We start from the raw sequence: 13,231 nt of genomic DNA, 5'->3' as shown, positions 1-13,231 counted from the left end.
CGTCTATCAGCCGCGCGGAATTTAAGGTCAACGGATAGTTAAACAATCCGCATTAGTCTCGAGACTCACATTATGCGTTTTAAGGCTTCTCTCCGGCATGTGGACCAGACATCATAAAAAGAGACGATTCGGCCGTTTGATCGTTCCGGCCATTACGATCGCTTTTCTTTCCTATTTCGGTTATCATTCCATCCACGGCGACTTCGGCCTTCAGGCGACGGAGCGGCTGGAGCGGCAGCGTATTGCCAGAACGGCAGAGCTTGCCAAGCTCACGCAGGCGCGCGTTGCGCTGGAGCGGCAGGTCGAATTATTGAGCGACGGTTCTCTCGAACGTGACATGATTGACGAGATTTCCCGTTATCAGTTGAATATGTCCCGTACGGACGAAATTGTCATCATGAATACCTACTTCTAATTAACCGAAATCAAGTTAATTAATGATTTGTGATTTATTCACAGCACTTTAGCGTGAATATGTGCCATGCGTTTAAAGCATTGCTGCATGGCATTTTCTTGAATATGGTACGCGCCAATCTATCCATTCAAACGGCAACTCAGGGAGGGATGAATGGCGCCGCGAAAAACCGCGTCCGTATCCGGCCGAAAGACAACGGCAAAGGCTGCAGGCGAATTCACCGGTAAGAACAGCCCGGACTTTTCTAAGGAAGAAGAGCTTCACGCCTATCGTGAGATGCTTCTCATCCGTCGCTTCGAGGAAAAGGCCGGCCAGCTTTACGGCATGGGCTTCATCGGTGGTTTCTGTCACCTCTACATCGGTCAGGAAGCCGTTGTTGTCGGCATGCAGATGTCTCAGAAGGAAGGCGATCAGGTGATCACCGCTTACCGTGACCACGGCCATATGTTGGCTCTGGGCATGAGCGCGCGTGGCGTCATGGCTGAGTTGACCGGCCGCAAGGGCGGCCTGTCGAAAGGCAAGGGCGGCTCGATGCACATGTTCTCCAAGGAGAAGCATTTCTACGGCGGCCACGGCATCGTCGGTGCGCAGGTTTCGCTCGGAACCGGTCTTGCCTTCGCCAATAAATATCGCGGCAACGACAATGTCTCCGTGACATATTTCGGTGACGGCGCCGCCAACCAGGGTCAGGTCTACGAGAGCTTCAACATGGCCGCTCTCTGGAAACTGCCGATCATCTATATCGTTGAAAACAACCGTTACGCCATGGGCACCTCGACCGCCCGCGCCACCGCACAGTCGAACTATTCGCTGCGCGGCCAGTCCTTCGGCATTCCCGGCATCCAGGTGGATGGCATGGATGTGCGCGCCGTAAAGGCCGCCGCCGATCAGGCGCTGGAACATTGCCGCTCCGGCAAGGGTCCGATCATTCTGGAAATGCTGACCTACCGTTACCGTGGTCACTCCATGTCCGACCCGGCGAAATACCGTTCGAAAGACGAAGTGCAGAAGATGCGCTCCGAACATGACCCGATCGAGCAGGTCAAGGCACGGCTTCTGGAGCAGGGCTGGGCAAGTGAAGACGAGTTGAAGGCCATCGACAAGGATGTCCGTGATATCGTCGCCGATAGCGCAGACTTCGCCCAGAACGACCCAGAGCCGGATGTATCCGAGCTCTACACCGACATTCTGCTCTGATCGGGAAAGGGAAACCCATGCCAGTAGAAATTCTTATGCCCGCCCTTTCCCCGACCATGGAGGAAGGCACGCTTTCCAAATGGCTTAAAAAGGAAGGCGACAAGGTCACATCCGGCGACGTGATTGCCGAGATCGAGACCGACAAGGCGACCATGGAAGTGGAAGCTGTGGATGAAGGTGTTATCGGCAAGCTGCTGATCGACGCCGGCACCGAAGGCGTCAAGGTCAACACGCCGATCGCCGTTCTCATCCAGGAAGGCGAAAGCGCTGCCGACATCTCTTCTTCCGCCAAGAAGGAAGAGCCGAAGGCCGAAGCTGCAAATTCCGATTCGGATGCCGCAGGCGGCAAGACCCGCGAAGCATCCGAGGAGCCGAGCGCTGCCAAGGAAGCCGCAAAGGTTCCGGCAGCACCTAAGATCGAAGTCGCTGCCGATCCGGATATTCCTGAAGGCACGGAAATGGTGATGACGACGGTGCGTGAAGCGCTGCGCGACGCCATGGCCGAAGAAATGCGCGCGGATGAAAAAGTCTTCGTCATGGGTGAGGAAGTCGCCGAATATCAGGGCGCCTACAAGATTACCCAAGGCCTGTTGCAGGAATTCGGCGAACGCCGCGTTATCGACACCCCGATCACCGAGCACGGTTTTGCCGGTATCGGCGTCGGTGCGGCAATGACGGGCCTGCGGCCCATCGTCGAATTCATGACCTTCAACTTCGCCATGCAGGCGATCGACCAGATCGTCAACTCGGCTGCGAAGACGCTTTACATGTCGGGCGGCCAGATGGGTGCGCCGATGGTGTTCCGTGGCCCCTCGGGTGCTGCTGCCCGCGTTGGCGCTCAGCATTCGCAATGTTACGCCGCATGGTACAGCCATATTCCGGGCCTCAAGGTCGTCATGCCCTACACGGCAGCGGACGCCAAGGGTCTCCTGAAGGCAGCCATCCGCGATCCGAATCCGGTCATCTTCCTTGAGAACGAAATTCTCTACGGCCAGAGCTTCGAAGTGCCGAAGCTCGACGATTTCGTGCTGCCGATCGGCAAGGCGCGCATTCACCGCAAGGGCAAGGATGCGACGATCGTTTCCTTCGGCATCGGCATGACCTACGCAATCAAGGCGGTTGCGGAACTCGAAAAGCTCGGCATCGACGTCGAACTGATCGACCTTCGCACCATCCGTCCGATGGATCTGCCCACCGTCATCGAATCGGTCAAGAAGACCGGTCGTCTGGTCACCGTCGAGGAAGGCTTCCCGCAGTCATCGGTTGGTGACTTCATCGCCAATCAGGTCATGCGTGCCGCTTTCGACTATCTCGATGCGCCGATCCTGACGATTGCCGGCAAAGACGTTCCGATGCCTTACGCGGCAAACCTCGAAAAGCTGGCTTTGCCGAACGTCGATGAAGTCGTTCAGGCTGTCAAAACCGTCTGCTACAAGTAAGGGGAGGCGTTTCGATGCCGATAAACATCACCATGCCTGCCCTTTCTCCCACCATGGAAGAGGGCAATCTGGCCAAGTGGCTGGTCAAGGAAGGCGACAAGGTCGCACCCGGTGACGTGATCGCCGAGATCGAGACCGACAAGGCAACCATGGAAGTGGAAGCCGTCGATGAGGGCACGGTCGCCAAGCTCGTGGTTCCCGCAGGCACGGAAGCGGTCAAGGTCAACGCCCTGATCGCTATCCTCGCCGCCGATGGCGAGGATGTGGCTGAGGCAGCAAAGGGCGGCAATGCTGCTCCTGCCGCGTCCCAGGCCAAAGCCGAGGCTCCTAAGCAGGAAGCTGCAAAGGCCGAAGCGCCAAAGGAAGAAGCTGTCCCGGCCAAGGCTGAAAAGCCAGCTGCCGACCAGGCCTCCACACCTTCCACCCCGGCCCCGGTTGCAAAATCCGGCGAGCGCATCTTCGCTTCGCCGCTTGCCCGTCGTCTCGCCAAGGAAGCCGGTCTCGACCTCACGGCCGTGTCCGGTTCCGGCCCGCATGGCCGTATCGTCAAGACAGACGTAGAAAAGGCCGCCGCTTCCGGTGGTGCGAAGGCAGCTCCTGCCGCCGCAGCATCCGCAGGCGCACCGGCTGCCGCACTTGCCAAGGGCCCGTCCGAAGAAGCTGTTCTCAAGCTGTTCGAACCCGGTTCTTACGAACTGGTGCCGCATGACGGCATGCGCAAGGTCATCGCCAAGCGTCTGGTCGAATCCAAGCAGACCGTTCCGCATTTCTACGTTTCCGTGGATTGCGAACTGGATACGCTTCTGGCGCTGCGCGCCCAGCTCAACGCCGCCGCTCCCGAAAAGGACGGCAAGCCCGCCTACAAGCTTTCGGTCAACGACATGGTCATCAAGGCGCTGGCTCTCGCGCTGCGCGATGTGCCTGATGCCAACGTCTCCTGGACGGAAAGCAACATGGTCAAGCACAAGCATTCGGATGTCGGCGTTGCCGTTTCCATTCCGGGTGGCTTGATCACGCCAATCATCCGCAAGGCGGAAGAGAAGTCGCTCTCCACCATCTCCAACGAGATGAAGGACTACGGCAAGCGCGCCAAGGAGCGCAAGCTGAAGCCCGAGGAGTATCAGGGCGGCACGACGGCCGTGTCCAACATGGGCATGATGGGCGTCAAGAGCTTCTCCGCCGTCATCAACCCGCCGCATGCCACCATTCTGGCAGTCGGCGCGGGCGAACAGCGTGCTGTCGTGAAGAACGGCGAGATCAAGATCGCCAATGTCATGACGGTTACGCTCTCTACCGACCACCGTTGCGTCGATGGCGCGCTCGGAGCCGAGCTGATCGGCGCCTTCAAGCGCTATATCGAAAACCCGATGGGCATGCTGGTTTGATCGGAGAGTGAGATGGTGAAGTCGGTCCTCTGCTTTGGCGATTCCCTCACCTGGGGATCAGATGCGGAAACGGGTGGCCGGCACAGCCATGACGATCTTTGGCCGAGCGTCTTGCAAAAGGCGCTCGGGCCTGATGTGAAGGTGATCCACGAAGGGCTGGGCGGACGAACCACCGCCTATGATGATCATACCGCTGATTGCGATCGCAACGGTGCAAGGCTCTTGCCGACGCTGCTGCACAGCCACGCGCCGCTTGACCTGGTCATCATCATGCTCGGCACCAACGACTTGAAACCGTCGATTCATGGCTCGGCCATCGTCGCGATGAAGGGTGTGGAGCGGCTGGTCAAACTGGTGCGCAACCATGTCTGGCAGGTGCCGGACTGGGAAGCGCCGGATGTTCTGATCGTCGCGCCGCCGCAACTGTGCGAAACGGCCAACCCGGTGATGGGCGCTATCTTTCGCGATGCGATCGATGAATCGGCGATGCTCGCGCCGGTCTACCGGGATTTGGCCGACGATCTCGATTGCGGATTTTTCGATGCGGGGTCAGTTGCCCGCACGACGCCCGTAGACGGCGTTCATCTCGATGCTGAAAACACGCGGGCCATCGGGCGCGGGCTGGAGCCCGTCGTTCGCATGATGCTCGGACTTTGACAACAATTCTCGTTTCGGAACGGCATGCCGTGACCCGATAGGACAAGGCAGGATACCTATGGCTCAATCTTATGACGTCATCATCATCGGTTCGGGACCGGGCGGTTATATTGCCGCGATTCGCGCAGCCCAGCTCGGCATGAAGGTTGCCGTGGTCGAGCGCGAGCACCTTGCAGGCATCTGCTCCAACTGGGGCTGCATTCCTACCAAGGCGCTGCTGCGTACTGCCGATGTCTTGCATACGGCTCAGCACGCCAAGGATTACGGCCTGACGCTCGAAGGCTCGATCAAGCCTGATGTCAAGGCGATCGTCGATCGTTCGCGCGGCATCGCGCACCGCATGAACAACGGCGTCGGTTTCCTGTTCAAGAAGAACAAGGTCGATATCATCTGGGGCGAGGCCAAGATCACCAAACCCGGTGAAATCGTAGTTTCCAAGACCCAGAAGAAGCCCGTCGAACCGATGGGCCCGGTTCCGAAGAACACGCTGGGCGAGGGCACCTATACCGCCAAGCACATCATCGTCGCCACAGGCGCCCGCCCGCGCGCGCTTCCAGGCATCGAACCGGATGGCAAGCTGATCTGGACCTATTTCGAGGCAATGAAGCCGGAAGAACTGCCGAAGTCGCTGCTCGTCATGGGTTCCGGCGCCATCGGCATCGAATTCGCCAGCTTCTACCGCACCATGGGTGTCGACGTTACCGTTGTTGAAATCATGAGCCAGGTGATGCCGGTCGAAGATGCGGAGATCTCTGCCTTCGCCAAGAAGCAGCTGGAGAAGCAGGGCATCAAGTTCCATCTGGAAACCAAGGTTGCCAAGGTCGAGAAGGCTGCGAATTCGGTTACTGCGACGCTCGAGAAGAAGGACGGTTCGTCCGAGAAGATCACCGCTGACCGGATGATTTCGGCTGTCGGCGTCGTCGCCAACATCGAAGGTATCGGCCTTGAGGCCGTCGGCGTGAAGACCGATCGCGGCTTCATCGTCATCGACGGTTACGGCAAGACCAACGTGCCTGGCGTCTACGCCATCGGCGATGTCGCCGGCCCGCCGCTGCTCGCCCACAAGGCCGAGCATGAGGCCGTGATCTGCGTTGAAAAGATCGCCGGTCTGCCGAATGTTCACCCGATGGACAAGCTCAAGATCCCCGGCTGCACCTATTGCAACCCACAGGTCGCCTCTGTTGGTCTCACCGAAGCCAAGGCGAAGGAACTGGGCCGCGATATTCGCGTCGGCCGCTTCTCCTTTGCGGCCAACGGCAAGGCCGTGGCGCTCGGTGAAGATCAGGGCATGGTCAAGACCATCTTCGACAAGAAGACAGGCGAGTTGATCGGCGCGCACATGGTTGGTGCGGAAGTCACCGAACTCATTCAGGGCTTTGTGGTCGCCATGAACCTCGAAACCACCGAAGAAGAACTGATGCACACGATCTTCCCGCATCCGACCATTTCCGAGTCGATGAAGGAAAGCGTGCTCGACGCCTACGGACGTGTGCTGAACGCATGAGTGCCCCGTGATGCCCGGCATTGTCTAACCGTGCCGGGTGTCCCATATGTCTCAACGCTGGTTCTATAAGGGAGCGCGGGAATGGAAAATATCGGCTGGATTGCGGCAATCATCATCGGCGGTCTTGCCGGCTGGCTCGCCGGCAAACTCATGGATATGCGTTTCGGCATCTTCATGAATATCGTTCTCGGCATCGTCGGTTCGGTGGTTGCCGTTGCGGTGCTGAGAACCTTCGACGTTTTCGTGCAGGACAGCAGGCTCGGTTATTTCGTAACGTCCTTCATCGGCGCCAGCCTGTTGTTGTTCATGGCTAAGCTGGTACGGCGCTGACTAGGCTTCGTGCCCGGAAGGGGCTTACGCTTTTTCTGGAATTGTTCTAAAGCATCGCGTCAATAAATGTGATGATCGCGGCAAGCGATAGAAACAGGTTTCTTATGGTCACTATTCTCGACAGGACTTCGTCCGAAGAAAAGCGTATCCGCCACCCGGAGAAGGCCCATCGGCCCGATACCGAAGTCATGCGCAAGCCGGAATGGATCCGCGTCAAGGCGCCGACATCCAAGGGCTACCACGAGACGCGCGAACTGGTGCGCAGTCACAAGCTGGTGACGGTGTGCGAGGAAGCCGGCTGTCCAAATATCGGCGAATGCTGGGACAAGAAACACGCGACCTTCATGATCATGGGTGAGATCTGCACCCGCGCCTGCGCCTTCTGCAACGTCGCGACCGGCAAGCCCAATGCGCTTGACATGGACGAGCCGGAAAACGTCGCCAAGGCCGTCAAGCAGATGGGACTCAGCCACGTCGTCATTACCTCGGTCGACCGCGACGATCTTGCCGATGGCGGCGCGGAGCACTTCGAAAAGGTGATCTGGGCGATCCGCGCTGCGTCTCCCAACACCACCATCGAAATTCTGACCCCGGACTTCCTGAAAAAGCCCGGCGCGCTGGAGCGTGTCGTCGCGGCGAAGCCCGATGTCTTCAACCACAATATGGAAACCGTTCCCGGCAATTACCTCACGGTTCGCCCCGGTGCGCGTTATTTTCATTCCGTGCGCCTGTTGCAGCGCGTCAAGGAACTGGACCCCACCATGTTCACCAAATCAGGCATCATGGTCGGCCTTGGCGAAGAGCGCAACGAAGTGCTGCAGCTGATGGACGATCTGCGCAGTGCTGACGTGGACTTCCTGACTATCGGCCAGTATCTGCAGCCGACCCGCAAGCACCACAAGGTCGAGGCTTACGTCACGCCGGAGGAATTCAAGTCCTATGAGACGGTCGCCTATACCAAGGGCTTCCTGATGGTCTCCTCCAGCCCGCTGACGCGTTCCTCCCACCATGCGGGCGACGATTTTGCACGCCTGCGCGCGGCCCGCGAGAAGAAGCTTCTGGCCGCTGCGGAGTAAGTGGGCGGGGCGGGCAATTTCTCTAACGCGTCATCCTTGAGCTTGTCCCGAGGATGACGTTGCTGCTTTCACCTGAAGTCAGGCCACAACCTTCTCCGGCCGATGCGCGCGCATGCACAGGATGACGCTCAGCACGACTGAGCAAATCGCCAGGACTTCGACGATTGTTGGCCCACGACCTTCCCAGAGGAAGCCATAGAGCAACGCAAAGAGCGTCTCGAACAGGATCATCTGTCCAACCATGGTGAGCGGCAGCAGGCGGCTCATGCGGTTCCAGAGAGCATTTCCGAGAATGGATGCGGTGAACCCGAGACCGGCGGCGATGGCCGCAAAATGCAGCCAGTCCTTGGAGCTATGGCTTTCCCCGCCGAAAGCAAAGGCCGGTATGGCGAGCGCCAGCGCCAGCCCGCCGGTCACCACACCCGTCATCATGTTCCAGTCGTCGGCGCTGACATCGTGAAGGCGTGACAGCCAGCGGGCATTGCCAACCGCAAAGGCCGTCCATGAGGCGAGCGCGCCAAGCGCACAGGCCAGCCCGATCAGGCGGGATACATCCAGCCCCGCATCGCTTTCCGTCAGCGACTGCCAGGATATGCCGATAATGCCGATTGCGCCAAAGGCGAGCGACGGCCACAGACGCTTGAGCGATACCGCGCCATGATCGCGCGTGCCGATGATGGTGACGGCAACCGGCAGGAAGCCGATGATGATGGACGTGAAGGCAACGCCGCTCAGTTTCACCGCCGTTGATATGAAGACATAATAGGCGATGTTGCCGATCATGCTCAGCCAGCCGAGCGCGATCCATTCGCGCGCACCGAAATGGGCCGATACCCGTTTCAGGCGCGGTCCGATGATGATGAGCGAAATCAGCCCGTAGGTCAGGTAACGGGCCGTCGACAGTTGCAGGGCGGAAAAATCCGGTACGAGTTTCGGGGCGAGAAAGATCGCACCCCAGAGAGCGCCCGCCATCATGCCGTAGATAACACCGAGGCTTGTCTTGTTCATGTCATGTCACATCCGCATTCACGATTGCCCGCGATGTGCCACAGCCACGTACGGCTGTCTTGACAAAAACTCCTGAGAGAAGAGGTGCTGTGCTTTCAGTGAATTCCGAAGGCCCGGCGATAAGCGGCAGGCGTTTTGCCCATCGCGTTGCGCATGGCGCGCGTCAGTGCCGTCTGGTCGGAAAAGCCGGCCCGCAAGGCAATTTCCGCAATCGGCAATGTGGAGTGGCGCAGCAATGCGCAGACCTTGTCCATGCGCAGCTCTGCAAGCCAGCGGTGAGGAGGGAGGCTAAACTCTTCCAGAAACAGCGCATGCAGGCGGCTATCGCTGATCGCGGCGCAGGATGCGAGCGTCTCGATGGTCCAGGGGAAAAATGGCTCCGCTCTGACGATCTCGCCCAGCGCATGCAGGCGGTGGCGGATATCGGTCTTTTCAGTCGCAAGGCTGTCGATCAGGAGCGGTGCCCAGAGGTTGGCAATATCCTCACGCGGCCCATCCGATCCGATGACGCCGCGCATGTAAGCGATCAGCTGCCGTGTATCCCGTGCGATATCGAGAAACGGCTTGTGCACAAATCTCTCCAGCACCTGTTCGGGAACAGCAGTTTCGTCGATATCGACCACCAGCGACCGGTTGATCGTCGTCGCTTCCTGTGTGTGCGATGTGTTGGGATGAATGAAGACCGCGCGCCCGGTGGACAATTCGTCCTGTAGCCCTGCTACATCGATCCGCAGACATCCCGAGACCGGAAGAACGATCTGCACGAAGCCGTGCCGTTCCTTCGGTCTTTCCTGCGTATAGGTTCTGATATCGGCGGATGCGGCGATCATGAGATTGTCATTTCCATCGTGCAAAGAAACGGCCGCCTCGAAAAGCGGCCGGTTTCAGTCCTGATTATGACATCGTCTTGAAGATTGGGCCAGCCGGCTTTATCGAGCCGGCGTCTAACATTCTTCCTTGGCGGTCGATTCGCCGCGTTTGCGCTTGCGCAAAACCGGCTTGTTCTCTCTCGCCTCGCATTTCGCAACGTCGATGAGATAGGCAAGCATCGGCATTTCGTTCATCGATGCAAGTTGCTTGGCGGATTCGAGAAGGTTGATGATGTTGGAAAAATCGTCCATCGGCTCACTCAGTGGCTCAAAGCGGGTTATGTGGGTGTGAACCCAGGGATGAATAAGCGCGGTGAAAATGGGAGGTTCCAGCGCCGTTGCATCCCATGGGTGTAATATTAGTCGCAAATAAATAGCAATCCCTGCGAGGGGGTTGCAATAGTTAAATTTCCGTAACATCGGACGCCGCGGCCATAACGCGGCAGAATAATAGCCGCGCTATTTAAAAATGGCATGGTGGCGAAGACGAGGTTTATTCGATGCCGAACTATCTTGAAAAGGTGGAGGACGCGGCTGCGATTATCGCATCTGCACAGCGTATTTCGGTCGTCGGTTGCTCCGGAGGCGGAAAATCGACGCTTTCCCGGAAGCTCGTAAGACGCTTTGGATTTGAATACATTTCCATGGATCGCGATATTTTCTGGTTGCCCGGCTGGCAGGCACGCCCGCGCCAAGAACAGCGGCAAAGGATTGCCGCCGTCGTCACCAAAGACCGGTGGCTGATGGACGGCAGCAATCCATCGTCTTTCGACATGCGTCTGCCGAGATCCGACATCGTCCTTTGGGTGCGCATGCCGCGCTGGCTTTGCCTTTGGGGCGCCATCACCCGGATTGCCAAGGGGTATGGCAAGGCGCGTCCTGAAATGGCTGAAGGGTGCCCCGAAAGACTGGATCTCGATTTCCTGCGCTATATCTGGAATTTCGAACGCCGGCACGCCCCGATCTTCGAGCAGAATTTCGCGCTTTATGGTCCCAACGTGCCGGTATTCCAGCTTAAAAGCCGAAAACAGCTTCGCCGCCTTCTTGATCTTCTTGTTATCGAGGATTAACTCCCGCTCATGCCACAGTTCGAAACGCATCGCCTTGTAAAACACTCGCCCGACCGCATGTACGACCTCGTCGCCGATGTGGAGAAGTATCCGCAGTTTCTGCCGCTTTGCGAAGCGCTGGTCATCCGCTCGCGCAAGGAGCGGGACGGCAAGACCCTGCTGGTGGCAGATATGACGGTGGGCTACAAGGCCATTCGCGAGACCTTCACCACGCAGGTGCTGCTGAACCCGGCAGAGCGCGCCATCGACGTGAAGTATATCGACGGCCCGTTCAAATATCTCGACAATCGCTGGCGTTTTGAAGCCTCCGCAGAGGGCGGCTCGGCCATTCATTTTTTCATCGAGTATGAATTCAAGAACCGGCTGCTCGGTGCGGTCATGGGATCGATGTTCGACAGGGCCTTCCGCATGTTCGCCGAAGCCTTCGAGACCCGCGCCGATAAAATCTACGCGGACCCGGCCTGATTGAGGGTAATCAGCATCTCGAGCGCCGTCCTGACGGTCGCAAGACGGATTTCCGTTCGCCCGATCTCTCCGTAGTGCATTTCATGGTGCAGGATTTTACCGCTGCGCGCCCTGGCGGCCAGATGCACCAGCCCCACCGGTTTTTCAACCGAACCTCCGCCCGGACCGGCAATGCCGGTCACGGCTACGGCAAAATCCGCCCGGGAACGAAATAGCGCGCCATGCGCCATTTGCAGCGCGGTCTGTCGGGATACGGCGCCGAAATTCGCCAGCGTCTCAGTTCCAACCCCAAGCATGTCCATCTTGGCCTGGTTCGTGTAGGTGACGAAGCCGCGATCGACGACGGCAGAAGAGCCGGCGATTTCCGTCAGCGAACCAGCAATCAGGCCGCCCGTACAGCTTTCCGCCGTCGAGACCATGAAGCCGCCGGCGGTAAAGTCAGAAATAATCCGCCGCGCCAGTTCTTCTATATCCGCGGGAAAAAGGCTCATAGCGGTCTTCCCTTGTAGACCACAGTGGCAGTGGCAATCGCAGCAATACCTTCCCGGCGGCCGACGAAGCCGATCGTCTCGTTGGTGGTCGCCTTGACCGAGCAGCGCTCCAGCGCGATGCCGAGCATGTCGGAAAGCGCCTCACGCATGGCCTGCCGATGCGGTCCGATGCGCGGCGCTTCGGCAATCAGCGAGACATCGGCATTCATGATCGTGCCGCCATTGCCGCGGACTACCTTGGCCGCGTGTTCGAGGAAGATGCGCGAAGCGGCACCCTTCCATTGCGGATCGGAAGGCGGGAAGTGATCGCCTATGTCGCCAGCGCCGCAGGTGGCGAGCAGGGCATCCGTCAGCGCATGCAGCGCCACATCGGCATCCGAATGGCCTTTGAGTTTCTGGTCGTGTTCGATGAAGACGCCGCACAGCGTCACACCGTCTCCGGCTTCTAGCTGGTGCACGTCGTAACCATTGCCGGTGCGCACGTCAGGCAGTCCGTAGGAGAGCTTTTCATCGGCCATGGCAATATCCCGCTTGAGAGTGAGTTTCACATTGTCGACCGAGCCTTCGGTCAGCGTCACAGGCAGACTTGCCCATTCAGCGATCGAGGCGTCATCGGTAAAGTCGGTTTTTCCAGATGTGGCAGCAGCGCGATGCGCGGCGAGGATTTCGCCATAGCCGAAGCTTTGCGGTGTCTGCGCCGCATAAAGACCCTGCCTTGAAACTGTCTCCGCGACAGAATCGCCTTCGCCACGCTTCAGCGTATCAGTGACAGGTAGGGCAGGCAGAACGCCGACAGCGCCCGCCTTGTGCAGCGCCACGATGCGTTCCAGCATGTCCACGGCGATGAAAGGCCGCACGGCATCGTGGATCATCACATGTGTGAGGTCTTGCGCGGCCAGCGCTTCCAGACCAGCGAGCACCGATTGCTGCCGGGTTGCGCCGCCCGTGACGGTGACGATCCGCTTCCCGGCATTCAGCCGTTCAAGGATTGGTGACAGGAGTGCCGCATCGTCAGCATGGATAACGACCACGATAGGAGATGTGTCTACCCAGGCAAGAAAGGTCGACAACGTATGCTCGATCACGGCCTTGCCACCGATCGGGCGATATTGTTTCGGCCCTTCCTCAGGGGAGCCGGCTCTTTCTCCGCGTCCTGCGGCGACAACGACGATGCCGAGTTTCATAGTGCTTTCCTGCATTGGTCTTATGCTTTGTGCGCAACCCTTAATGGTTGACAGTCCTGCTCTAGCGTTTCAAAACCCGAATGGCCAGCCCGATAAGCCGCCCACCCGCACCCACATGTCGCAGGATCGGTCATCCCGTTT

General features: G+C 58.7%; 15 protein-coding genes. 10 read left to right on the top strand and 5 right to left on the bottom strand.

Going from position 1 to position 13,231, the window contains the following annotated elements:
• Positions 1-97 precede the first annotated feature (97 nt).
• The 8 genes from ASD46_RS00280 to lipA all read left to right on the top strand — a co-directional run bounded on the left by ASD46_RS00280 (position 98) and on the right by lipA (position 8,003).
• Positions 98-415 (top strand): FtsB family cell division protein, encoded by a 318-nt coding sequence (locus ASD46_RS00280; RefSeq protein WP_003512872.1) that lies wholly within the window; start codon positions 98-100, stop codon positions 413-415.
• Between the two features lie 153 nt (positions 416-568).
• Positions 569-1,612: a pyruvate dehydrogenase (acetyl-transferring) E1 component subunit alpha gene (gene pdhA / locus ASD46_RS00275; protein WP_003512874.1), complete on the top strand. Its 1,044-nt coding sequence runs from the start codon at positions 569-571 to the stop codon at positions 1,610-1,612.
• A gap of 17 nt (positions 1,613-1,629) precedes the next feature.
• Positions 1,630-3,051, top strand: coding sequence for a pyruvate dehydrogenase complex E1 component subunit beta (locus ASD46_RS00270; RefSeq protein ID WP_003512876.1), 1,422 nt, complete (start codon positions 1,630-1,632; stop codon positions 3,049-3,051).
• A 14-nt stretch (positions 3,052-3,065) separates the two neighbouring features.
• A complete protein-coding gene (locus ASD46_RS00265; protein WP_025593356.1) occupies positions 3,066-4,436 on the top strand; it encodes a pyruvate dehydrogenase complex dihydrolipoamide acetyltransferase in 1,371 nt (456 codons plus the stop codon).
• Positions 4,437-4,448: 12 nt separating this feature from the next.
• Positions 4,449-5,093: an SGNH/GDSL hydrolase family protein gene (locus ASD46_RS00260; RefSeq protein WP_003512881.1), complete on the top strand. Its 645-nt coding sequence runs from the start codon at positions 4,449-4,451 to the stop codon at positions 5,091-5,093.
• A 58-nt stretch (positions 5,094-5,151) separates the two neighbouring features.
• Positions 5,152-6,597, top strand: a complete 1,446-nt coding sequence (gene lpdA / locus ASD46_RS00255) for a dihydrolipoyl dehydrogenase (RefSeq protein WP_013636031.1) — start codon at positions 5,152-5,154, stop codon at positions 6,595-6,597.
• Positions 6,598-6,678: 81 nt separating this feature from the next.
• Positions 6,679-6,927, top strand: coding sequence for a GlsB/YeaQ/YmgE family stress response membrane protein (locus ASD46_RS00250; protein ID WP_003512885.1), 249 nt, complete (start codon positions 6,679-6,681; stop codon positions 6,925-6,927).
• A gap of 104 nt (positions 6,928-7,031) precedes the next feature.
• On the top strand, positions 7,032-8,003 hold the full coding sequence (gene lipA / locus ASD46_RS00245) for a lipoyl synthase (protein ID WP_003512887.1): 972 nt from the start codon (positions 7,032-7,034) through the stop codon (positions 8,001-8,003).
• A gap of 78 nt (positions 8,004-8,081) precedes the next feature.
• On the opposite strand, the gene ASD46_RS00240 is transcribed toward lipA, so the two are convergent.
• From ASD46_RS00240 to ASD46_RS27390, 3 genes are all read right to left on the bottom strand, one after another.
• Positions 8,082-9,011 carry a DMT family transporter gene (locus tag ASD46_RS00240; protein WP_019565544.1) on the bottom strand — a complete coding sequence of 310 codons (930 nt, stop codon included), beginning with the start codon at positions 9,009-9,011 and terminating at the stop codon, positions 8,082-8,084.
• A 95-nt stretch (positions 9,012-9,106) separates the two neighbouring features.
• Positions 9,107-9,841: a helix-turn-helix transcriptional regulator gene (locus ASD46_RS00235; RefSeq protein WP_025593361.1), complete on the bottom strand. Its 735-nt coding sequence runs from the start codon at positions 9,839-9,841 to the stop codon at positions 9,107-9,109.
• 114 nt (positions 9,842-9,955) lie between these two features.
• Positions 9,956-10,132, bottom strand: coding sequence for a hypothetical protein (locus ASD46_RS27390; protein WP_003512893.1), 177 nt, complete (start codon positions 10,130-10,132; stop codon positions 9,956-9,958).
• 248 nt (positions 10,133-10,380) lie between these two features.
• Here ASD46_RS27390 and ASD46_RS00230 point away from each other — a divergent pair, with 248 nt between their 5' ends.
• On the top strand, positions 10,381-10,950 hold the full coding sequence (locus ASD46_RS00230) for an ATPase AAA (RefSeq protein ID WP_025593362.1): 570 nt from the start codon (positions 10,381-10,383) through the stop codon (positions 10,948-10,950).
• Between the two features lie 9 nt (positions 10,951-10,959).
• The gene (locus ASD46_RS00225) at positions 10,960-11,415 is read left to right on the top strand and encodes a type II toxin-antitoxin system RatA family toxin (protein WP_003512897.1); all 456 of its coding nucleotides are present in this window, start codon (positions 10,960-10,962) and stop codon (positions 11,413-11,415) included.
• On the opposite strand, the gene ASD46_RS00220 is transcribed toward ASD46_RS00225, so the two are convergent.
• Positions 11,397-11,906, bottom strand: coding sequence for a CinA family protein (locus tag ASD46_RS00220; protein ID WP_019565546.1), 510 nt, complete (start codon positions 11,904-11,906; stop codon positions 11,397-11,399). The genes ASD46_RS00225 and ASD46_RS00220 overlap by 19 nt on opposite strands.
• Positions 11,903-13,090: a bifunctional 2-C-methyl-D-erythritol 4-phosphate cytidylyltransferase/2-C-methyl-D-erythritol 2,4-cyclodiphosphate synthase gene (locus tag ASD46_RS00215; protein ID WP_025593364.1), complete on the bottom strand. Its 1,188-nt coding sequence runs from the start codon at positions 13,088-13,090 to the stop codon at positions 11,903-11,905. Before ASD46_RS00215 ends, ASD46_RS00220 begins: the two co-directional genes overlap by 4 nt.
• Between the last annotated feature and the right edge of the window lie 141 nt (positions 13,091-13,231).

This window comes from Rhizobium sp. Root491 (genome assembly GCF_001427205.1).
Taxonomy (GTDB): domain Bacteria; phylum Pseudomonadota; class Alphaproteobacteria; order Rhizobiales; family Rhizobiaceae; genus Agrobacterium; species Agrobacterium tumefaciens.
This window is presented reverse-complemented; position numbering and strand designations above follow the sequence as displayed.